At 60.8% G+C, this 19904-nt stretch carries 22 protein-coding genes; 8 read left to right on the top strand and 14 right to left on the bottom strand.

Annotated elements, in window-relative coordinates:
- Window positions 1–3 precede the first annotated feature (3 nt).
- The 4 genes from ASH00_RS14020 to ASH00_RS14005 all read right to left on the bottom strand — a co-directional run bounded on the left by ASH00_RS14020 (window position 4) and on the right by ASH00_RS14005 (window position 2766).
- On the bottom strand, window positions 4–633 hold the full coding sequence (locus ASH00_RS14020) for a peptide deformylase (RefSeq protein WP_056549546.1): 630 nt from the start codon (window positions 631–633) through the stop codon (window positions 4–6).
- Window positions 633–1883, bottom strand: coding sequence for an MFS transporter (locus ASH00_RS14015; RefSeq protein ID WP_056549544.1), 1251 nt, complete (start codon window positions 1881–1883; stop codon window positions 633–635). Before ASH00_RS14015 ends, ASH00_RS14020 begins: the two co-directional genes overlap by 1 nt.
- 31 nt (window positions 1884–1914) lie before the next feature.
- Window positions 1915–2334 carry a VOC family protein gene (locus ASH00_RS14010; protein ID WP_056549542.1) on the bottom strand — a complete coding sequence of 140 codons (420 nt, stop codon included), beginning with the start codon at window positions 2332–2334 and terminating at the stop codon, window positions 1915–1917.
- Between the two features lie 159 nt (window positions 2335–2493).
- The gene (locus tag ASH00_RS14005; RefSeq protein ID WP_056549540.1) at window positions 2494–2766 is read right to left on the bottom strand and encodes a DUF2277 domain-containing protein; all 273 of its coding nucleotides are present in this window, start codon (window positions 2764–2766) and stop codon (window positions 2494–2496) included.
- A 115-nt stretch (window positions 2767–2881) separates the two neighbouring features.
- On the opposite strand from ASH00_RS14005, the gene ASH00_RS16500 reads away from it, so the two are divergent.
- Both ASH00_RS16500 and ASH00_RS14000 read left to right on the top strand, forming a co-directional pair.
- Complete coding sequence (locus ASH00_RS16500; RefSeq protein WP_082566158.1) at window positions 2882–3325, top strand: DUF3054 domain-containing protein; 444 nt, start codon at window positions 2882–2884, stop codon at window positions 3323–3325.
- Entirely contained in the window at window positions 3322–3603 is a 282-nt protein-coding gene (locus ASH00_RS14000; RefSeq protein WP_056549538.1) for an Lrp/AsnC family transcriptional regulator, read from the top strand. The genes ASH00_RS16500 and ASH00_RS14000 overlap by 4 nt, the downstream gene beginning before the upstream one ends.
- On the opposite strand, the gene trpD is transcribed toward ASH00_RS14000, so the two are convergent.
- Window positions 3600–4670, bottom strand: a complete 1071-nt coding sequence (gene trpD, locus ASH00_RS13995; protein WP_056549536.1) for an anthranilate phosphoribosyltransferase — start codon at window positions 4668–4670, stop codon at window positions 3600–3602. The genes ASH00_RS14000 and trpD overlap by 4 nt on opposite strands.
- A gap of 149 nt (window positions 4671–4819) precedes the next feature.
- Here trpD and ctaE point away from each other — a divergent pair, with 149 nt between their 5' ends.
- The 4 genes from ctaE to qcrB all read left to right on the top strand — a co-directional run bounded on the left by ctaE (window position 4820) and on the right by qcrB (window position 9141).
- Window positions 4820–5458, top strand: a complete 639-nt coding sequence (gene ctaE / locus ASH00_RS13990) for an aa3-type cytochrome oxidase subunit III (protein WP_082566157.1) — start codon at window positions 4820–4822, stop codon at window positions 5456–5458.
- A 111-nt stretch (window positions 5459–5569) separates the two neighbouring features.
- Window positions 5570–6358 carry a cytochrome bc1 complex diheme cytochrome c subunit gene (gene qcrC / locus ASH00_RS13985; RefSeq protein WP_056549531.1) on the top strand — a complete coding sequence of 263 codons (789 nt, stop codon included), beginning with the start codon at window positions 5570–5572 and terminating at the stop codon, window positions 6356–6358.
- A gap of 72 nt (window positions 6359–6430) precedes the next feature.
- Window positions 6431–7459 (top strand): cytochrome bc1 complex Rieske iron-sulfur subunit, encoded by a 1029-nt coding sequence (qcrA, locus tag ASH00_RS13980; RefSeq protein ID WP_056549529.1) that lies wholly within the window; start codon window positions 6431–6433, stop codon window positions 7457–7459.
- A complete protein-coding gene (qcrB, locus tag ASH00_RS13975; protein WP_056549526.1) occupies window positions 7456–9141 on the top strand; it encodes a cytochrome bc1 complex cytochrome b subunit in 1686 nt (561 codons plus the stop codon). The genes qcrA and qcrB overlap by 4 nt, the downstream gene beginning before the upstream one ends.
- A gap of 104 nt (window positions 9142–9245) precedes the next feature.
- Here the strand turns inward: qcrB and ASH00_RS13970 are convergent, their stop codons facing one another.
- The 6 genes from ASH00_RS13970 to ASH00_RS13945 all read right to left on the bottom strand — a co-directional run bounded on the left by ASH00_RS13970 (window position 9246) and on the right by ASH00_RS13945 (window position 15432).
- Window positions 9246–10028, bottom strand: a complete 783-nt coding sequence (locus tag ASH00_RS13970; protein ID WP_056549524.1) for a GntR family transcriptional regulator — start codon at window positions 10026–10028, stop codon at window positions 9246–9248.
- 184 nt (window positions 10029–10212) lie between these two features.
- The gene (locus ASH00_RS13965) at window positions 10213–10614 is read right to left on the bottom strand and encodes a cytochrome c oxidase subunit 4 (protein WP_056549522.1); all 402 of its coding nucleotides are present in this window, start codon (window positions 10612–10614) and stop codon (window positions 10213–10215) included.
- Window positions 10615–12336, bottom strand: a complete 1722-nt coding sequence (gene ctaD / locus ASH00_RS13960; protein ID WP_056549519.1) for an aa3-type cytochrome oxidase subunit I — start codon at window positions 12334–12336, stop codon at window positions 10615–10617. It abuts the gene before it with no gap.
- 4 nt (window positions 12337–12340) lie between these two features.
- Window positions 12341–13222, bottom strand: a complete 882-nt coding sequence (gene ctaC / locus ASH00_RS13955) for an aa3-type cytochrome oxidase subunit II (RefSeq protein ID WP_056549517.1) — start codon at window positions 13220–13222, stop codon at window positions 12341–12343.
- Window positions 13223–13443: 221 nt separating this feature from the next.
- Window positions 13444–13827 (bottom strand): HesB/IscA family protein, encoded by a 384-nt coding sequence (locus tag ASH00_RS13950; RefSeq protein ID WP_026544041.1) that lies wholly within the window; start codon window positions 13825–13827, stop codon window positions 13444–13446.
- Between the two features lie 204 nt (window positions 13828–14031).
- Window positions 14032–15432 (bottom strand): dipeptidase, encoded by a 1401-nt coding sequence (locus ASH00_RS13945; RefSeq protein WP_157359147.1) that lies wholly within the window; start codon window positions 15430–15432, stop codon window positions 14032–14034.
- Between the two features lie 129 nt (window positions 15433–15561).
- On the opposite strand from ASH00_RS13945, the gene ASH00_RS13940 reads away from it, so the two are divergent.
- Window positions 15562–16080, top strand: a complete 519-nt coding sequence (locus tag ASH00_RS13940) for a DUF3043 domain-containing protein (RefSeq protein WP_327019701.1) — start codon at window positions 15562–15564, stop codon at window positions 16078–16080.
- Between the two features lie 22 nt (window positions 16081–16102).
- Here ASH00_RS13940 and ASH00_RS13935 read toward each other — a convergent pair whose 3' ends face one another.
- Window positions 16103–17179 carry a quinone-dependent dihydroorotate dehydrogenase gene (locus ASH00_RS13935; protein ID WP_056549512.1) on the bottom strand — a complete coding sequence of 359 codons (1077 nt, stop codon included), beginning with the start codon at window positions 17177–17179 and terminating at the stop codon, window positions 16103–16105.
- A 65-nt stretch (window positions 17180–17244) separates the two neighbouring features.
- Here ASH00_RS13935 and ASH00_RS13930 point away from each other — a divergent pair, with 65 nt between their 5' ends.
- The gene (locus tag ASH00_RS13930; RefSeq protein ID WP_056549510.1) at window positions 17245–18315 is read left to right on the top strand and encodes an alpha/beta hydrolase; all 1071 of its coding nucleotides are present in this window, start codon (window positions 17245–17247) and stop codon (window positions 18313–18315) included.
- Here ASH00_RS13930 and ASH00_RS13925 read toward each other — a convergent pair.
- Window positions 18312–19103 carry an isoprenyl transferase gene (locus ASH00_RS13925; protein ID WP_056549508.1) on the bottom strand — a complete coding sequence of 264 codons (792 nt, stop codon included), beginning with the start codon at window positions 19101–19103 and terminating at the stop codon, window positions 18312–18314. The two genes, ASH00_RS13930 and ASH00_RS13925, sit on opposite strands and share 4 nt — an antisense overlap.
- Window positions 19100–19849: a DNA repair protein RecO gene (recO, locus tag ASH00_RS13920; RefSeq protein WP_056549506.1), complete on the bottom strand. Its 750-nt coding sequence runs from the start codon at window positions 19847–19849 to the stop codon at window positions 19100–19102. Before recO ends, ASH00_RS13925 begins: the two co-directional genes overlap by 4 nt.
- Window positions 19850–19904 lie beyond the last annotated feature (55 nt).

The raw sequence follows: 19904 nt of genomic DNA, 5'->3' as shown, positions 1-19904 counted from the left end.
TGCCTAAAAGTTGAGTGAGCGTTGGGCCAGTTCGATTCCGGGCTGCGCCCAACGCTCACTGTAAGCTGCGCTGCTGACAAGCGATCGCGTGTTGGCCTTGTCGATATAGATGGCACCGTTCAGGTGATCGGTTTCGTGCTGCACGATGCGGGCGGGCCAGCCCGTGAACTGCCGGGTTACATTCTTGCCTTCGGGCGTCAGGTATTCGAGCTGTACCGATCGACTCCGCTCAACCACGGCCTGCCAACCGCTGAAGGACAGGCAACCTTCAAAAAACGACGACGTCTCCCGGCCGATGGGCGTGTACGTCGGGTTGATCACTGCAAAGTAGGGCAGCAGCGGCCGTTCACGGAGTTCGGCAACCTCGACGGGCTGGGGAAGAACATCTTCGATGACCGCCAGGCGCAACGGTATTCCCAATTGCGGTGCTGCCAGTCCGACGCCCGGTGCGTCCCGCATGGCCTTGCGCATAACGGCGAGAAGTCCGGCCAGCTCTGAATCGTCGAGCTGACCGTCGAACGGGGCGGCGGCGTTCCGCAGCACCGGATCACCCAGTTGGACGATCGGCGGCTGGTCCTGCTCGATAACACGGTGCACCAGCGCCCGGATACTTTCGGGAGAGTGGAAGTTCATCAGTCCATCCTAGGTTCGCCGCCTGGCATGGATGATCCCCTCGGCACACTGTAGAAGGCCAACAGGATGGCGACGGCGTTGATGGCTGCAAGCACAAGAAAAGCGCGTGAGTAGCTTCCCAATAGAGCGGCGAGGCCGGCGCCTGCCCACGGACCGAGTGCCGTGGCGAGGGTGATGGGTGAGGCAACGAGAGCCGTCAACCGGCCGTAATGGGCCGGGCCCCAGCGATCCGGAACAGCAGTCGCGTGCAGGAGGGTGAAGATTCCGCGTGCAACACCGGCTGCGAGAGCGATCAACAGTGCGGCGGTGAGGGTCTCAGTCAGGCCCAGCAGCGCCGTCGTCAGCGTTGTTCCCAGTAGCACCAGTGCTGTCCGGAGACGAAGCGGAAGCCGTTCGAAGAGGCTGTAGCCCAGGCGGCCGAGAACCTGGCCGACGCCGCCTATTCCCAGCGCCGTAGCCGCCAGCGCGGTGCTGATCCCGCGCTCGGTCAGTAGCGGAACCAGATTGACGACGGCGGCGAAGGACGCGAGGGCGGCCAGACTGACAGCCGCTACGAGGGCCAGAAACGGCACGCTCCTGGCGATTTCGTCGGGCTGCCCGTGCGCAACCTCGGGTAGCCCGGGGTGGGACCGGTGCGGCGCCCACGACCGGCGAAGCCCGAAAAAATGCGCCGGAACGGTGACGACGAAAAGCACGAGCGCGAGGATCAGGTAGGTGGAGCGCCAACCGACGCCGGCTGAAATGACGGCTGTCAACGGCGCAAAGACGGTGCTGGCCAGTCCGCCCACGATGGTCAGAATGGTCAGCGCGCGGGTGCGCCCAACGCTCCACCAACGCGTTACAGCGGCGAACGCCGGTGGGTACAGGACCATGCCCATGGCTGCGCCGGTCAGCACCCAGCCAGCGAAAAACATCGGGAGGTTGGCAGCCAGGGCGACCAGGCACAGCGCCGGCACGGCGAGGAAAGACCCTGCAGTCATGACGGCCCGAGGTCCGCTGCGGTCCAGAATTCGACCGACAACCAGTCCTGTGAGCGCCGAACACACCAGTCCGGTCGAGAACGCACCGTTGACAACAGGGAGCGTCCAGCCGGTGGTCGAACTGATCTGTCCGGCAAGAACAGGGAAGGCGTAGAAGAGAATGCCCCAACTGGTGATTTCAGTCAGACATAAAACGATCAGCACATTCCGCCGTGAGACACCCGGCCTGCCCCTTCCAGACCCCTCCCGCGAAGTGCCGATAATCGACATTATGTCAACTAAAGGATCGGATTCCCTGCCACTACTGCTGCGGCTGGCCGGCGACGTTGATCAGCCAGGCAACACCGAACTTGTCGGTGCACATACCGAAGTGGTCACCCCAAGGAGCAACTTCGAGGGGAACAGTTACAGTCCCTTCTCCAGCCAGGCGGTCCCAATAACCGCGCAGCTCATTTTCGTCCTCGCCGCTGAGGGAAATCGAAAACGTATTGCCCGGTGTGTAGTCCATGCTGTTGGGCGTGTCAGCTGCCATCAGCACCATCCCATTGTCCGCGGTCAGCATTCCGTGCATGATTTTGTCCAGCTCGCTTTCGTCCGCGCTGGCTTGGAAATCACCAAACGTGCTGAGGGTAAGTTCACCGCCGAAGACTGATTGGTAGTACGTCATCGCTTCCCGGGCGGTATCGCGGAAGCCCAGGTAAGGATTCAGGCGGGTGCTCATATCGGTCTCCTCGTGTCGCATCACCGGGGCGACCGGTGCCTCTCGTTGAGGCGCGCTTGCGGTGCGCTCCGTCACCATAGTGCACCACGAAAGGTTCCGCTCCCAGTCCTTCTGCACCTGGTTTTTCGACCGTGCGAAAGCGCGGCGCGAGCGAACCGGTCAGGCGGTTGCGAAGCGACGCGCTGAGCGCTCCTTCGCCTTGGCGGCTTCCTCGTCCCGGTCCTTCGGCGGCGCGGACGTGACCAGTTCCGCCAGGAGTCGATCGGTGATGAATCCGATTTCCTCCACAGCCCGATCGAAAGCCTCCTGGTTCGCCTTAGATGGTTTGGTGGTACCGCTGATTTTCCGGACGTACTGCAGCGCAGCCGCATGAACCTCGTCGCTGGTTGCTGACGGTTCAAAATTATGGAGTGTTTTGATGTTCCTGCACATGATTCAAGGGTAGATCGAGTCTCTTCGCTATGGAACAGGCGGGCATGCAACTGCCCTGACACCTCGGCGTTGGGTGCAGGCGGTGTCTCGCTTCCGGAGCCAGTAGGCTGACATCATGACGAGCGTAAGTTCCGGCCGCGGGGCTGCCAGAAGTCGGGGGTACGCATCCTGGCTGACCACCGACGTCTTGTTGATTTCCCTCTTCGCGCTTCTCGGGCACCTCTCCCACTATGGTGCGCTTTCCGCCTCCGGCATTACTCGTACAGCACTCCCCTTCCTTATTGCCTACTTCGTCACGACGGCGATTTTGCGTTCATGGCACCGGCCCCTTGCGCTGTTGTGCACTGCAGTCCCGTTATGGCTGGGAACGGCAGCCGGCGGTCTGGCGCTACGGGTGCTTCTCGGTGATGGTGCGGCTTTGTCATTTCAGATTGTCGCGCTCGGCGTATTGGGGCTGTTCCTGATTGCCCCTCGCGCCGGTGTACGGGTGATGCAGCGCCGTCGTCCTCAACCACAACCCACAACGGACACCAGTCGAAACCAAGGAGCACCCAGATGATCAGTGCGTTCGTACTCATCCAGACCGACGCCAGCCGTATCCCCGAGTGCGCGCAGGAAATTTCTGAACTCGAGGGCATCAGCGAGGTGTACTCAGTCACCGGCGAATGGGACCTCATTGCCATTGCGCGGGTGAACCGCCACGAAGATCTCGCGGACGTAATTGCCGACCGGTTGTCAAAAGTGGAGGGCGTCGAATCGACCACCACCCAGATTGCGTTTCGGTCCTACTCGAAGCATGATCTCGACGCCGCCTTCTCCCTCGGTTTCGAGGGCTAAGCACCCGCTTGTGAGCTGGTGACCGCTATCCAGCGGTCCAACGCTGCCTGGGCCGCGCCAGAATCGATCGACAGCTCTGCACGGCGCATATTTGCTCGAATCCGCTCAACAAGCGGAGCCGAGTGCTCAGTGTCCAGCGCAGTCAGTCCCGCTGCCGCATTGAGGACGACGGCGTCGCGCACCGGCCCCTTCTCCCCCGCCAGTACGGCGCGAACCACCTTCGCGTTGCTTTGGGCGTCTGAACCCCGCAGAGCCTCGACAGCCGCTTCCGGCAGATCGAAATCACCCGGATGGACGGTGTGCTCGGCGACGGCCCCGCCACGCACCTCCCAGACGGTGGATGATCCGCTCGTTGTCAGCTTGTCGCGGCCGTCGCTGCCCCGGAAAACCAGCGCCCGGACTCCCCGGGCTGCGAGAACACCCGCCATGAGCGGCGCCATCCGTTCACTGGCGCAACCCAGTGCCTGCGCTTCGACTCCGGCCGGATTGCTGAGCGGACCCAGGAAATTGAAGGCGGTAGGGACACCGAGTTCCCTGCGCGGTACTGCAACGTGGCGCATCGACGGGTGAAAGACCTGCGCAAAACAGAAGGTGATATTGGCTTGCTCCGCCGAGCGCGCTACGTCACTGATAGACAAGTCAAGCCGCACCCCCAGCGCCTCGATGACATCAGCTGCACCCGAGGACGAGGAGGCACCGCGATTCCCGTGCTTGACTACCCTGGCACCGGCACCAACGGCCACCAGCGAGGACATGGTCGAGATATTGAGCGTGTTCAGGCCGTCTCCGCCGGTTCCCACGATGTCCAGGGCAGGACCTGGCACGTCTATAGTGTGAGCACGCGAGAGCATCGCCTCGACGAGGCCCACCAGTTCCTCAACAGATTCCCCCTTTGCTCGCAGGCCAACCAGGAATCCGGCGACCTGTGCATGCGAGGCGAGTCCTTCCATAATGGAATCCATTGCCCAACGGGTCTGCGGCGCAGTGAGATCCTCTCCCTCGATGAGCTTCGAGATCAGCTGCGGCCAGCTGGTTGCAGGGGCTTCTGGAGCGGGAATCGCAGTCACTCCCCTAGGTTATCTACGAATTGTAGAAACTCATCACGGTGTTACTCCCGCGCCGTTACAGGCAACTCTCGCATCCGCACATATGAGCTGGGCACGCCGAGGCCGTTTCGCATTGGTGAAGTGGGATCTTTTAGAGACATAATGTCAGAGTGACGACAGCGACCCATGCCCCCAGCTCCACTGCGCATCCAACACTCAACCGGCCAAACATGGTGTCGGTAGGCACCGTTGTATGGCTTTCCAGTGAACTTATGTTCTTTGCCGGACTCTTCGCCATGTACTTCACATTGCGCTCCACGTCCGGCGAACTCTGGGCTGCCGAGACGGAGAAGCTGAATGTACCTTTTGCGCTGATCAACACCATCATTCTGGTTTCGAGCTCGTTCACCTGCCAGATGGGTGTGTTCGCCGCCGAGCGGCTCCAGCCCCGCAGGGCGGGTGGAGTGTTCAACATCGCCAAGTGGGGCATGGTCGAGTGGTACCTGCTGACCTTCCTCATGGGCGCAGTGTTCGTGGCAGTGCAGGCATATGAGTACGCAGAATTGGTGGCCGAAGGCATCACCCTTTCCGCCAATGCCTATGGATCGTCGTTCTACATCACCACCGGTTTCCACGGCCTGCACGTCATCGGCGGTCTGATCGCCTTTCTCTTCATTATTGGACGCGCCTACGCGGCCAAACGGTTCGGACACTTTGAAGCGACGTCGGCGATTGTCACTTCGTACTACTGGCACTTCGTCGACGTGGTGTGGATCGGGCTGTTCATCATCATCTACTTCTTGAAGTAGATTGCTCTTGAACCCTTTTCTACCCGGTGTAGAATTAGCGTGGCGGTCGCGAGGGTGGCTGACACCAATCGTGTACCGTACCGAAGCAATACAGAAGGCAGGAAACAGGACGTGAAGGCACTTTCGCAGAGGCGGCGTCACCCCCTGGCAGCAATAGCGCTGCTGCTCATGGGATTGTTGCTAACAGGTGGCATCTATGCCGTCGCAAGCAACGCGAACGAGGCCAAGGCACAAACCACTTTCTCAGCCAGTGATATTGAAGAAGGCGAAAAACTTTTCGTCGCAAATTGCGCAACGTGCCACGGTATGGGAGCGGCCGGCACTGAAGACGGACCGTCGCTGGTCGGCGTGGGAGCCGCAGCAGTTGACTTCCAGGTTGGCACCGGGCGTATGCCGCTTCAGATGCAGGGCCCGCAGGCGCTTCAGAAGCCGGTTCAGTTCACCGATGAGCAGATCCGGCAGATGTCCGCCTACGTCGCCTCGCTGGGCGCAGGTCCCGCAATTCCCGGCGAGGAAGAGCTCGACCTGGAAGGTGCCGACCCCGCTGCCGGCGGTGAACTTTTCCGAGTGAACTGCGCAATGTGCCATAACGCTGCCGCTGCTGGTGGAGCGTTGACCCGGGGCAAGTTCGCTCCGGCGCTCGAAGGCGTAACGGACAAGCACATCTACGAAGCGATGATCACCGGGCCGCAGAACATGCCGGTCTTCAGCGACGCGAACATCACACCTGAGGGCAAGCAGGACATCATCGCGTTCCTCAACATCATCGAAGAGCAGGGTTCCCCCGGTGGTGCGGACCTGGGTTCCCTAGGACCGGTGTCAGAAGGACTGTTCATCTGGGTTGCAGGGCTCGGAGTGATAATCGCGTTCACAGTCTGGCTGACCTCCCGCTCCTCGTAGCGGGCGGCCACAGCACTAAACCAAGGACACAGGATTGACGAGTGAAGTTTCTAAAGAAGGATGAGAGGGATCATGGCCGACCATAGTGACGGCAGCCCGGAGAACGCGGTTACCGTAGCTAAGCCGGGTCAGGGCGGCGTGCAGAAGTTCCAGGATCCTGGACTCCCACCGCACCGGCCGCGTTTGGCTGACGTAGACCCCCGGGCTGAGAAACGCGCAGAGCGTCAGGTCGGAGTGCTGTTCCTCGTCTCCATCTTTGGAACATTGCTTTTCTTCTTCGGATATTTCTTTATCCCCCTCGACCAGACAATCGCGAACCTCCGCCTACAGAACCTGCTCCTCGGATTGGGAACGGCGTTCGCCATGCTTGGCATTGGTGTCGGAATCGTGCACTGGGCCAAGACGCTGATGCCGGATCATGAGATCGCTGAGGACCGGCACGAGATTCGCCCCGAAGCAGACCGCGCTGACGCTGAGAAAATCGTTGGTGACATCCTGGAAGAATCCGGAATCAAGCGCAGGCCGCTGATCCGCAATACGCTCCTCGGCGCGGGGATCCTCGCAATCTTCCCGGCCATCGCAATCTTCCGGGACCTCGGTCCGCTACCCGGTGACGTGCTTCGCCAGACCATGTGGGATGAAGGCGTACGGCTGACCCGTGATCCGAGCGGCACCCCGATCAGGGCTTCGGACGTCACTATCGGCTCAGCGTTCCACGTCATTCCCGAGGGCCTCAATGAGGCGGAACACAAACTCGAGGAAAAGGCTAAGGCTGTTGTTCTACTCATGCGCCTGAGTCCTGAATCGCTGAACCCGTCTCCGGGGCGCGAGGATTGGGGCTATGAAGGCATTGTTGCCTATTCCAAGATTTGCACCCATGTGGGCTGCCCTGTAGCCCTTTACGAACAGCAGACCCATCACCTGCTTTGTCCGTGCCATCAGTCAACCTTTGACGTCACCCAAGAAGCGAAGGTTATTTTCGGCCCGGCCGCCCGGCCGCTCCCCCAACTTCCCATCTCCGTGGATGATGAAGGTTACCTGGTGGCGACGAGCGACTTCCAAGAACCCGTAGGACCAAGTTACTGGGAGCGTGGAGTGTGAGCAGCTCAGCAGCTGGACACCAGTACCAGCCAAAGACAAACGTCGGCAAGATTGCCAACTTCGTCGACACCCGCGTCGGTGGATCCGCGATAGTCAAAGAGTTTGGGCGGAAAATTTTCCCAGACCACTGGACGTTCATGTTTGGCGAAGTAGCGCTTTACTCCTTCGTCATCCTTCTTCTGTCGGGTACGTTCCTGACCTTTTTCTTCGACCCTTCGATGGCCGAAACACATTACGAAGGAAGCTACGTACCGCTGCGCGGTATCGAAATGTCGGTGGCCTACGCTTCCTCGCTCGATATCTCCTTTGATATCCGTGGCGGGCTGTTCATGCGGCAGGTACACCACTGGTCTGCACTGCTCTTCGTTGCTGCCGTGTCAGTGCATATGCTGCGGGTTTTCTTCACCGGTGCATTTCGGCGGCCGCGTGAGCTGAACTGGGTTATCGGCGGTGTTCTGCTCATTCTTGCGATGGCCGCAGGGTTCACAGGGTATTCACTGCCGGACGACCTCCTCTCCGGTAACGGTCTTCGAATCATCGACGGCGTGATCAAGTCAATTCCCGTGGTGGGAACCTACATCAGTTTCTTCCTGTTCGGCGGTGAATTCCCCGGCACCGTGATCATCCCGCGATTGTATGTGCTCCACATCCTCCTTATTCCGGCTCTGATTCTCCTGCTGATCGCGATGCACCTCTTCCTGGTGGTCGTTCACAAGCACACTCAATTCCCCGGCCCGGGCCGCACCAATGACAATGTAGTTGGCTATCCGGTCGGTCCCGTTTACGCGGCGAAGGCCGGCGGCTTCTTCTTCATCGTCTTCGGTATCATCGCCGCAATATCAGCGGCATTCACGATCAACCCCATCTGGAACTATGGACCTTATGATCCCTCCCCTGTCTCGGCCGGCACCCAGCCCGACTGGTACATCGGGTGGGTGGACGGCGCCCTGCGTCTTATGCCCGGAATTCTGGCGGGTTTCCCGTTCGAGTGGGAAATCCCCTTCCCCTGGGGCACTAACACCCTCTCTCTGAACGTGCTGTTCCCTGCGCTCGTGCCTGCGGGCATTGTCTTTACACTGCTGTTTGCCTGGCCGTGGATTGAAGCCTGGGTGACCAAGGATCGCAGGGAGAAGCACTTGCTCGATCGGCCGCGTAATGCTCCTACACGCACCGGCATCGGCGTGGCAGGCGTGGTGTTCTACTGCGTCATGTGGGCAGCAGCCAGTTCCGACCTCATCGCTACGCACTTCATGGTTTCGCTGAATGATGTGACGTACTGGCTCCGTGTCCTGGTGATCATCGGGCCCGTGATTGGTTTCATCGTGGCCCGTCGTATCGCGCTGGCCCTCCAGCGCAAGGATCGCGAGATTGTGCTCCACGGACGAGAGACGGGTCGTATCGTGAGGCTCCCCCACGGCGAGTTCATCGAGGTCCACGAGCCGGTGGACGAGTACAAGCGTTACAAGCTGGTTAGTTTCGATTCGCCCGTCACTCTGTCCGCTGAAGCGGACGTCAACGGTCATGTGTCAAAGGGTGAGAAGGGCCGCGCATGGGCTTCGAAGTTCTTCTTCGAGGATCGTGTCGCACCAGTCACACCAGCGGAGCTTGAAGAGGCTCACTCGCACGGCCACCATGGCGAAGTTGCAAGCGAGCATGACAAGGCTGCCATCTCCAACAAGTAGTCCGGGCTGAGAGCTATAGAAAGAGGAGTGGGGCGCCCAGTGCGCCCCACTCCTCTTTCTATAGCTGTCTCTCGATCGGGCTGGGCTCGTTTGGCAGATGACGTTCAGCTAAAGCGCTTGGCAGTGTAGGTGCGAGGTGTGCGGACACCGGGGCGCTGAAGTGGAACCCACAGCTTGTACCTGTCAGCCCGGTAGTACGAGACCGAATAGTCCACCATGGCCCGGGCCACGTACGCATGGCGTTGAATCTTCAGGAGAGGGGCGCCCATCTCGACGTTCAGAAGACGGGCAATAGAGGGCGAGGCCGCAGTCGCCTCAACTGTGTCTTCCCCCCATTCCATCACGAGCCCGTATCTCTCGCTGAGAACGTTATACAGCGACGTCGGCGGAGCATCATCAAGTATTCCCGGTACGCGGTGTGCCGGGATGAAGTTTTCGTCCACACTCATTGGTTCGCGGTCTGCCAACAACTGACGCCGGAACCTGACAACCGGGACGCCCTGCTCAATCTGCAGTTCGCGGGCAATGAGCGGCGTGGCTGCCATCTGCTCGAAGCTGAGTACCCGAGCATCCGGGACCATGCCCCTCCGGTGCATCTCTTCGCTGTAGGAGGTGAGCTTCATCTGCAGATCGAGCTTTGTGTGGGCTACGAAGGTTCCAAGGCCTACGATTCGTTCCAGAACCTCCTCGGCAACCAGTGCGTCGATGGCGTGCCGTACAGTCATCCGCGCAACACCGAAGTGTTCGGTCAGCTTCCGCTCAGACGGAATGGCTGTACCAGGCTCGGCGTGACACAGGATGTACTCGCGGAGCAGTTCGCGAAGCTGAACATGCTTGGCCGCCTTGCCGTCGAGAGTAGTACGCAGTGCGTCGAGTTGATCCGGCATGACGGCTCCTGTTATGCACGGGTGCGAACCCAGCTAGATAGACCGGTATGGTCACCATATTCTATAGCTTGGTAGCAGGAGCGGCGACGGAGTAATCCAGAGCAACTACTCTCAAGAGGAAGTACACAAAGGGTCCCGCACAAAATATGTACGGGACCCTCCATTTCGAACACGCTTTGGACGACTAGTGCGCGTGGTCTCCCCTGCTGTACTCAAAGACCCATCCAACCAGTGCGATAACGGCCAGGCCCGCCGACACGTAGAGAATCCACCATCCAGCAGCGAGGCCTAAGAAACCGCCGGCTGCAGCAAGGCCGAGGACAAGCGGCCACCAGCTCCAAGGGCTGAAATGCCCCTGCTCGCCCGAGCCTTCATGAATCTCCGCGTCGCGGCGATCCTCCGGGCGCATTCCCACGCGGCGCCCCGTGAACCCGAGGTAGAAGCCGATCATGGCGGCGACACCGCCCACAAGCAGGATGCCTAGAATGCCAACCCACTCAGACCAATTGGTCAGGAAACCGTAGACCACTGCTACAGGTACAAAGAAGGGAACCAGTAGAAGGAACAGTCGTGTTTCTACCTTCACTTAAGCGTCCTTCCGATCAGCGGATCCGAGCAGCTGGCCTGCCGGTGAACCTGGTGTGTGCCACTGCGCAAGCTCCGGGTGGTGTAGATCCAACGCAGGGCGTTCCGAGCGGATACGTGGCAGGGAGGTGAAGTTGTGCCGTGGTGGCGGGCAGGAGGTAGCCCACTCCAGGGATGCTCCAAAGCCCCACGGATCGTCGACCTCGACCTTTGTACCGATCCGCCAGGTGATGTAAACGTTCCAGAAGAACGGAATCAACGACGCGCCCAGAACGAAGGAAGCAATGGTGGAGAACTGGTTCATTGCAGTGAACATGTCTTCTGGGAGATAGTCAGCGTAGCGCCGTGGCATACCGATGACCCCCAACCAGTGCTGGATCAGGAACGTTCCATGGAAGCCAAGGAACAGGAGCCAGAAGTGGATCTTGCCCAGCCGCTCGTTCAGCATCTTTCCCGTCCACTTAGGCCACCAGAAGTAGAAGCCGGCGAACATCGCGAAGACTACGGTACCGAAGACCACGTAGTGGAAGTGAGCCACTACGAAGTAGGTGTCGGACACGTGGAAGTCCAACGGCGGGGATGCAAGGATGATTCCGGTCAGACCACCGAACAGGAAGGTGACGAGGAAACCGAGGCTCCAGAGCATCGGGGTCTCGAATGTTATCGATCCCCGCCACATAGTGCCGATCCAGTTGAAGAACTTCACTCCCGTGGGCACCGCGATCAGCATCGTCATGAAGGCGAAGAACGGCAGCAGAACGGCGCCGGTCACGTACATATGGTGCGCCCACACCGTCACGGAAAGTGCTGCAATGGCGATCGTTGCGAAAACGATGCCCTTGTAGCCGAATATCGGCTTACGGCTGAAGACCGGGAAGATCTCCGAGACAATACCAAAGAACGGCAGCGCGATGATGTACACCTCTGGATGTCCGAAGAACCAGAAGAGGTGTTGCCATAGGATCGCTCCTCCGTTGTCCGGATCGAAAATGTGTGCTCCGAACCGCCGGTCGGCACCGAGCGCAAACAGAGCGGCAGCGAGCGGCGGGAACGCCATCAACACGAGGATCGACGTGACGAGTGCATTCCAGGTGAAAATCGGCATGCGCCACATGGTCATGCCGGGAGCACGCATGCAGATGATTGTGGTGATGAAGTTGACGGCGCCAAGGATGGTGCCGAATCCGGAAAGAGCAAGCCCGAACACCCATAAGTCACCACCAACACCAGGCGAGAACGTTGTATTGGACAACGGGGCGTACGCGAACCAGCCGAACGAGGCAGCGCCCTGCGGGGTGATGAATCCGGACACTGCGATGGTGCTGCCGAAAAGGAAGAACCAGAAAGCAAGGGCATTCAGCCGTGGGAAGGCGACGTCGGGTGCACCGATCTGCAACGGCATGATGACGTTTGTGAACCCGGCAAACAGCGGGGTTGCGAACATGAGCAGCATAACCGTGCCGTGCATGGTGAAGAGCTGGTTGTACTGCTCTTTGGTCTGCAGAATCTGCATTCCCGGTTCGAACAGCTCGGCGCGGATGACAAGCGCCATTACCCCACCCAGGCAGAAGAACACGAATGATGCGATCAGGTACATATACCCGATGGTCTTGTGATCAGTGGAGGTGATCCAGTTGACGACTATGCGTCCCTTGGACCGCGGTACAACCCGTGGAGCAACCGTGGTGCCGGCGTCCTCGGCAGTGTATTCGTAAGTAGACATCTAATTAATCCTGCCCAATTTGCTCGTCAGCTCCGCTGGGGCTGTCGCCGGTCACAGTCTGCGGATTGCGGTCATACTCTTCGCCCAGCTGGCCGTCCTCAAGGGTTTCCAGATAGGCCTGGTACTCCTCCTCGGAGACAACCGCTACGTTGAACAACATCTCCGAATGGTACTCGCCGCACAGCTCGGCGCACTTCCCTTCGAAGACGCCCTCACGCGTGGGAGTCAGGGTGATGTAGTTTTCCCGTTCGGGAATCATGTCCCGCTTTTGAAGGAAGGCCGGAACCCAAAACGAATGGATTACGTCGCGGGAGTTGAGTCGGAATTCCACCGTTTGGTTGACCGGCAGATAAAGCGTCGGAAGAGTTTCCGGGACGCCCGGCTCACCATCGAGTTGAGCCTGGACACCTGAGGAATACTTGTCCTCGAGCACGTAGTTGAAGTCCCACGACCACTGCTTGCCGCGCACATCGATGATGACATCGGGGTCCTCGACACGGGCGTCGATGATTTGTTGATCACGGTCGGTGAAGTAGAAGAGCACCAGCACCATGAAGATCGGAATTGTCAGGTAGAACACTTCCAGCGGAAGGTTGTAGCTGATCTGGCGCGGGTACCCGGTCTCGTTGCGACGACGACGGTACGCGACGATGCACCAGATGATCAGGCCCCAGGTGATGACGCCTACTATCAGGGCAGCGATCCAGGAGTTGACCCACAGGTCAATGATCCGGCCGGTGTGGTTGGTGGTATCACGCTCGGTGGGTAACCAACCCTTTTGGACTTCTGATGAACAACCAGACAAGAACAGCGCAGCCACGACCACGAGGCTTGAGACCTTGAAAATCTTTGCGCGTCGGCTGCCGGTTCGGTCCTGCGAACTCACAGACGGCCCTTCCTTTTCTCACGTGCGGTGCCACCGACGGTGACAGCATTTCCGTGCACGGTGCTGACTGAGCTGCTACTCAAACGCGATGCACTTTCAGTTTTACTACTCACTGTAGAGCTTACCCGCAACGACAGCCATCGTGTGACAACAAAGCCCCCGTCCGCACCGTTTTCGGATACGTGACGGGGGCTTTGGTACCCCACTTTCGGGATGGACCTCTAGTGAAAGGAGTCACCGCAGGCGCAGGACCCGCCGGCGTTCGGGTTGTCGATGGTGAAGCCTTGCTTGGAGATGGTGTCCTCAAAGTCAATGGAGGCCCCGGCGAGGTAGGGAACGCTCATGCGGTCAACGATGACCTCCACGCCGTCGAAGTCACGAACCGCATCGCCATCGAGGACGCGTTCATCGAAGTAAAGCTGGTAGATCAGCCCCGAACACCCGCCGGGCTGGACCGCCACGCGCAAACGCAGATCAGTCCGGCCCTCCTGTTCAAGGAGGCTGCGTACCTTGCCGGCAGCAACATCTGACAGGTTAACCTCATGTACCGGCAGTTCGGTATCTGCGGCCGTCTCAGTGGTTGGTTCGCTTGTTGATGTGCTCATGGTGTGCGTTCTCCTTTACTATGTGCCCGCCGCGCCGGTTCCCCCGCCTGCGATCATAACGCCGGGCGGCGTGTGGCTTTCAGCGCCTCGCAGCGCTGTCCGTCCCATGGTACGTCCGGTGAGCACAGCCTGCCCAGCTGTGTAACGATCCATGCTGGTCAAACATTCCGGGCCGGCCGGGCAGTGCGCGGCGGGGCACTGGTGTCAGCCGCCTGCGTTGAGCCGCGCGAGCATCAGAGCCTCTGCGAGCACCGCACGGTTGAACTCACCCAGGTGGAGCGATTCATTGGCGCTGTGCGCCCGTGAGTCCGGGTCCTCGACGCCGGTCACCAGAATTTGCGCCTCCGGATAGACTTCAGTCAGATCGGCGATGAAGGGTATGGACCCTCCGATCCCCGCTTCAACGGCTTGCGTTCCCCAGGCGGTCTGCAAGGCCCACAGTGCGATCTGGGCTGCCGGCCTCGTTGTGTCGGTGGAGAAGGGGTTGCCTGACTCCCCCGGCGTGAACATCACCGTGGCGCCGAACGGAGCGTGGGAGCGCACGTGGCGCTCGACGGCGGCCATAGCTTTCTGGGGCTCCTGTCCGGGCGCTAGCCGAAGGCTGAACTTCGCCCGCGCTGTGGGCAGGAGCGTGTTCGATGAGACAGCTACTCCTGGCGCATCGATGCCGATGATGGACAGTGCGGGCTTCGTCCACAACCGTGACGCAAGGGAGCCGGTACCAGCCAGCTGTACGCCGTCGAGAACCGAGGCATCCGCGCGATAGTCAGCTTCCGCATAGTCCACATCCGCGTCGTCATTCGAAACAAGGCCCTGGATGGCGACGCTGCCATCGTCGTCGTGAAGGGTGGCAATTAATCGGGCAAGCAGGGTCGGCGCATCCAATACAGGGCCGCCGAACATACCGGAATGGACAGCGTGTTCCAGGACTCTGACCTCGATGACACCATCAACCAATCCGCGCAGGCTGGTTGTGAGGGCAGGGACGCCGACCTTCCAGTTACTCGAGTCCGCAACCACGATGACGTCGGAGCGCAGGAGTTCACGGTGTTCTTCGAGGAAGCTGCGGAAGGTCGGGGATCCAGCCTCCTCTTCACCTTCGATGAATAAGGTGATGCCCAGGCCAAGGTCCTCCCCCAGGACCTCGGAGACAGCACGGACCGCCGCGATATGGGCCATAATGCCGGCCTTGTCGTCCGCTGCTCCCCTCCCGTATAACCGGCCCTCTCGTTCCTCGGCGATGAACGGATCGCTTTCCCACAGGTCCCGCTCACCGGGAGGCTGGACATCATGGTGTGCATAGAGGAGGATGGTCGGTTTTCCTGCAGCAGCCGGACGCTGCGCGACGACGGCAGGTCCACCGGGTGTGCCGTTGTTATCCATTCGGAGGATACGCACATCCTCCATTCCCGTGGATCGGACCAGCGAAGCAACTGCTTCAGCACTGCGATCGAGTTCCGCAGGATCAAAGGCCGCCCAGGCCACACCGGGAATGGCGACGAGCGACTTGAGCTCCTCGATTGTCTGAGGGAACGCGGAGTCGACGGTGGAACGCAGGGCAGCAACGGTGGTGTCCGGCAGTACATCGCTTGAAGGCATATTCATGCCTTCGAGCCTACACACGCATGCGGAGAACCCGACGCTCAGGACGGGTATCCTAGAGGGGTGTTTGGACGAAAAAGAGACGCTGCCGTTGTTGAGAATCCCGCAGAGCAAGTCGCGGAGGAACAGCGATTGAGAACGGCCGGTAAGGGCGCGCCCACTCCCAGGCGCAGCGTTCAGGAAGCGGCCCGGAAGCGGCCTCTGGTTCCGAATGACCGGAAGGCAGCGCGGGAGGCCAGCCGTCTGGCGCGGCGCGAGGACCAACTGCGGATGAGGCGTGCACTCGAGAACGGCGACGAGCGGCACCTGCCGTTCCGCGACAAGGGCCCGGCCCGTCGCTACGTCCGTGACTATGTGGACGCACGTTGGAATGTCGCCGAGTTCCTGATGTTTGCGGCGCTGGTCTTCGTCTTCCTGAGCTTCATCCCCAATCTGACTCTCCAGGGTTACGTCATGCTGACCTTCTGGGTGATCATCATGGCGGTGATCGTTGACTGCCTTCTCCTGCGCCGCAAGCTCAAGGCGCAACTGACAGCGAAGTTCGGCGAACCCGGGCGTGGGGATCTCTGGTACGGAATCTCACGTGCCATGCAGATCCGCCGACTCCGTTTGCCCAAGCCTCAGGTAAGCCGCGGGCAGTTTCCCGCCTAACAGCCGGACATTGCGCGCCGCTTCAGCGCTTGAGGCGGGGGTGGTTCCTGAGCGCGCGGTTGATCGACGAAGCCCAGAAGGGGCCTTCGTAAAGGAACGCGGTGTAGCCCTGCACCAGATTGGCTCCAGCGTTGAGACGGTCAACGACGTCGTCTGCTGTTTCCACTCCACCCACCGAGATCAGGGCCAGTTCTGGTCCGGCTGCATGCCGCAAGCGCGTGAGTACCTCAAGCGAACGTGCCTTGAGCGGAGCACCACTCAACCCGCCTACCCCGCAGGCCACCACGGTTTCAGGATTGGTCGTAAGGCCCTCCCGGGTGACTGTGGTGTTGGTTGCGATGATGCCGTCCAGTTTCAGCTCCAGCGCGAGCGCGGCTACCTCATCGATGTCGTCGTCGCTCAAATCCGGTGCGATCTTTACCAAGAGCGGTACGTGACGGTCGGCGCTTTCATCTGCAGCCTTTCGGACCGCTTTCAGAAGGGGGCGGAGGGAGCGGACGCTTTGCAGCAGACGGAGTCCCGGAGTGTTGGGCGAGCTGACGTTGACCACAAGGTAGTCCGCAAGCGGGGCCAACGCCGTCGCGGATATTCGGTAGTCGGCGACCGCATCGCGCAGATCCACAGTCTTCGTCTTGCCGATATTCACGCCGATCACGGGCCGTACCGGCGGGTAGCGTCGTTCAAGCGTGCGGCGTGCGGCCGCGATGCGCGGAGCAACTGCAGCGGCGCCGTCGTTATTGAAACCCATCCGGTTGATCACCGCCCGGTCCTCTACCAGCCGGAAAAGCCGTGGTTTCGGATTTCCCGGCTGCGCCTGCCCAGTGATTGTTCCGATCTCTACATGGCCGAACCCCAGGTCAGCCAGCGCGGCGACGCCGTGTCCCTCCTTGTCGAAACCGGCCGCAAGCCCGAACGGTGACGGGAAGGTCACACCGAACGCCGTAGTCTGCAGTTCGGTGGACGGCGCGGTGATGCGGCGCAGGACGCCGCCCACCGGGGTCCTGCCCGTCCACCGGATCAGGCGGAAGCCGATCCGGTGCGCGCGCTCAGGGTCCATACCGCTGAAGACGACGCGGAAGAAAGCAGGATAAATACGCATGGGTCAAAGTTGCCACGGCCGCAGCCGCTTCACCAAGTTGACGATGGCATCGATATCCTCAACCAATGGGCATCAATTGGCAGCCGGACCACCTGGGCGACGGATTTGCGCTGACCGAGCTGCACGTTGGTTCAGATGAGGAGGGCCCGTGTCTGGCCACGCTCGTCTCCTACACCCCACCCGCCGTCGTTTCGCCGACCGGTCTGCGTGACGCAGCGCGCGTGGCGCTGAATCGCCTGCGCCCATGCGGACGCGATGAACAGGAGTCCGCAGTGCAGGCGGTGCTCTACGTCCATGGCTGGAGCGATTACTTCTTCCAGCACGAACTGGCTCACTTCTTCAGTGACCGCGGTATTGCCTTCTACGCCCTGGACCTGCGGAAGTATGGACGAAGCCTGCGGCCGTGGCAGACGCCCGGGTACGTCACGAACCTGTCGGAGTACGACGACGACATCGCTGCTGCCCTGGATACCCTCTCCGAAGACATCACCGCCAAAACAGGCGCGCCGCCGTCCGGCATCACCCTGATGGCGCATTCGACCGGCGCCCTCGTCGCTTCGCTGTGGGCGAACCGCTTTCCAGGGCGGGTATCGAGCCTCATCCTCAACAGTCCGTGGCTGGACATCCAGGGAAGTGCAATACTGCGCACCACCACGCAGGGGCTCCTCGAGCCGATCACGCGATTCAGGCCCAAGGCACGCTTGAAACTGCCGGAATTCGGCTTCTATTGGCGAAGTATAAGCAACCTTGCCGAGGGCGAGTGGGAACTTAACGGGCAGTGGCGGCCGCAATTCGGTTTTCCCATCCGGGCCGGCTGGCTCACCGCTGTCCTCAACGGACACGCGCAGGTGCGCCGCGGACTTTCCATCGACCTTCCGGTGCTGGTTCTGTCCTCTGCGCGATCCACCATCAGTCCCGTGTGGAGTGAAGCAATGCTCTCCTCGGACAGCGTCCTCGATGTGACCGTCATGACGCAACGTGCCCTGCAGTTGGGACCTCACGTCACCGTGTGCAGGTATGACGGCGCGCTGCATGACACCCTCCTGTCGAGAACGGCGGTGCGTCGAAAAGTGTATGCCGATCTCGATCGGTGGGTAAGGTGCTACAGCAGCGCCTCACCCATACCGGAGATCTAGGACTTGGCTTTGTCGACAGCTCCGCCGTAGCGCCGATCCCGCGCAGCGTACTCATCCACGGCCCTCCAGAGCGTACGGCGGTCGACATCCGGCCACAGGACATCCATGAAGACCATTTCTGCGTAAGCGGACTGCCACAGCATGAAATTTGAGGTCCGCTGCTCGCCGGAGGTGCGCAGGAACAGATCGACATCGGGCAGGTCCGGCTCGTCCAGGTAACGCTGGATGGTGCTCTCTGAGACGGATGACGCCTTCAACCGGCCAGCCGCCACGTCTTCCGCTATGCCCCTGGCCGCATCGGCAATCTCAGCCCGGCCCCCGTAGTTGACACACATGGTGAGGGTACACACCGAGTTGGAGCGCGTGCGCTCCTCTGCGATCTCAAGTTCATTGATGACCGAGCGCCAAAGCCGCGGGCGCCGTCCAGCCCACCGTATGCGCACTCCCCACTCATTGAGCTGATCCCGCTGCCGGCGCAGGACGTCCCGGCTGAAACCCATCAGGAACCGTACTTCGTCCGGGGAGCGCTTCCAGTTCTCGGTAGAAAAGGCATAGACGCTGACATACTTGACGCCGATGTCGATGGCGCCTGCGATCACATCGAGGAGCGCAGCCTCACCCGCCCGGTGGCCCTCCGTACGCGGCAGCCCCCGCTCATTGGCCCACCGTCCGTTGCCATCCATCACGATTGCCACGTGGGCCGGCACAAGGTCCACGGAGATGGCAGGCGGACGCTCGCCGCTCGGATGAGGCCACGGCTGAGACGGTTCGCCGGCGGATTTTGTCATACGCGCTCCACATGTTTGAGGGACTTCACTGCTCGTTCCAAATGCCACTGTACGTAGGCAGCTACAAGTCCTGCACTTTCACGCCGGGCAAAAGCCTCGGCGGTATCCGCAACCTCCCAGTTCCCGGACAGCAGCGCACCCAACAAAGCCATGGCATCGGGTGACGGTGACGCTGAACCGGGCGGCCGGCAGGAGGCGCACACCGCGCCGCCCAAAGCGGCCGAGAACGCAGTATGGGGACCAGCCGCGCCGCACCGGGCGCAGTCGGTGAAGCTCGGCGCCCAGCCGGCCGTGGCCAATGCCCGTAGCAGATAGGAGTCAAGAATCAGTTCGGACGGATGGAGACCCCTGCTGAGAGCCGACAGGGCACCGATGACCAGGCCGTACTGTGCTCCTGCGGACTCACCGTCCGCATCCGTGAGCTTCTCGGCCGTTTCAGCGATAGCTGCCGCCGCGGTGTAGCGGGAATAGTCGGACGCAATTCCATGCCCGTAGGCGCCGCGTGTCTGGGCCTGCGTCACAACATCGAGGGTGCGTCCGGAAACCAGTTGAAGGTCCACGGTCATGAACGGTTCCAGCCGCGCTCCGAATTTGCTGCTCGTCCGCCGGATACCCTTCGCAACAGCGCGCACCTGACCGTGTTCCCTGGTCAGGAGCACGATGATGCGGTCGGCTTCACCGAGCTTGTACGTGCGAAGGACGACGCCTTCCGCCCTGTAGGTTCGCGACGCGAATGATCTGGACACGTTCTATTTTCCCACTCGGAGGGCCGGACGCGACCAACGCCGCGCCAAGCCCTCC

Source organism: Arthrobacter sp. Soil782, from assembly GCF_001428435.1.
Taxonomy (GTDB): Bacteria; Actinomycetota; Actinomycetes; order Actinomycetales; family Micrococcaceae; genus Arthrobacter_D; species Arthrobacter_D parietis.
This window is presented reverse-complemented; position numbering and strand designations above follow the sequence as displayed.

Excerpts from the sequence above, each read along its gene's own strand:
- qcrA (WP_056549529.1), top strand. The coding sequence starts at position 6,431 with ATGGCCGACCATAGTGACGGCAGCCCGGAGAACGCGGTTACCGTAGCT.
- ctaD (WP_056549519.1), bottom strand. The coding sequence starts at position 12,336 with ATGTCTACTTACGAATACACTGCCGAGGACGCCGGCACCACGGTTGCT.
- ASH00_RS14010 (WP_056549542.1), bottom strand. The coding sequence starts at position 2,334 with ATGAGCACCCGCCTGAATCCTTACCTGGGCTTCCGCGATACCGCCCGG.
- ASH00_RS14000 (WP_056549538.1), top strand. The coding sequence starts at position 3,322 with ATGATCAGTGCGTTCGTACTCATCCAGACCGACGCCAGCCGTATCCCC.
- ASH00_RS13930 (WP_056549510.1), top strand. The coding sequence starts at position 17,245 with ATGGGCATCAATTGGCAGCCGGACCACCTGGGCGACGGATTTGCGCTG.
- ASH00_RS14020 (WP_056549546.1), bottom strand. The coding sequence starts at position 633 with ATGAACTTCCACTCTCCCGAAAGTATCCGGGCGCTGGTGCACCGTGTT.
- ASH00_RS13945 (WP_157359147.1), bottom strand. The coding sequence starts at position 15,432 with ATGAATATGCCTTCAAGCGATGTACTGCCGGACACCACCGTTGCTGCC.
- ASH00_RS13925 (WP_056549508.1), bottom strand. The coding sequence starts at position 19,103 with ATGACAAAATCCGCCGGCGAACCGTCTCAGCCGTGGCCTCATCCGAGC.
- ASH00_RS13935 (WP_056549512.1), bottom strand. The coding sequence starts at position 17,179 with ATGCGTATTTATCCTGCTTTCTTCCGCGTCGTCTTCAGCGGTATGGAC.
- ASH00_RS14015 (WP_056549544.1), bottom strand. The coding sequence starts at position 1,883 with ATGTCGATTATCGGCACTTCGCGGGAGGGGTCTGGAAGGGGCAGGCCG.
- ASH00_RS14005 (WP_056549540.1), bottom strand. The coding sequence starts at position 2,766 with ATGTGCAGGAACATCAAAACACTCCATAATTTTGAACCGTCAGCAACC.
- ASH00_RS13950 (WP_026544041.1), bottom strand. The coding sequence starts at position 13,827 with ATGAGCACATCAACAAGCGAACCAACCACTGAGACGGCCGCAGATACC.
- ASH00_RS16500 (WP_082566158.1), top strand. The coding sequence starts at position 2,882 with ATGACGAGCGTAAGTTCCGGCCGCGGGGCTGCCAGAAGTCGGGGGTAC.
- ASH00_RS13970 (WP_056549524.1), bottom strand. The coding sequence starts at position 10,028 with ATGCCGGATCAACTCGACGCACTGCGTACTACTCTCGACGGCAAGGCG.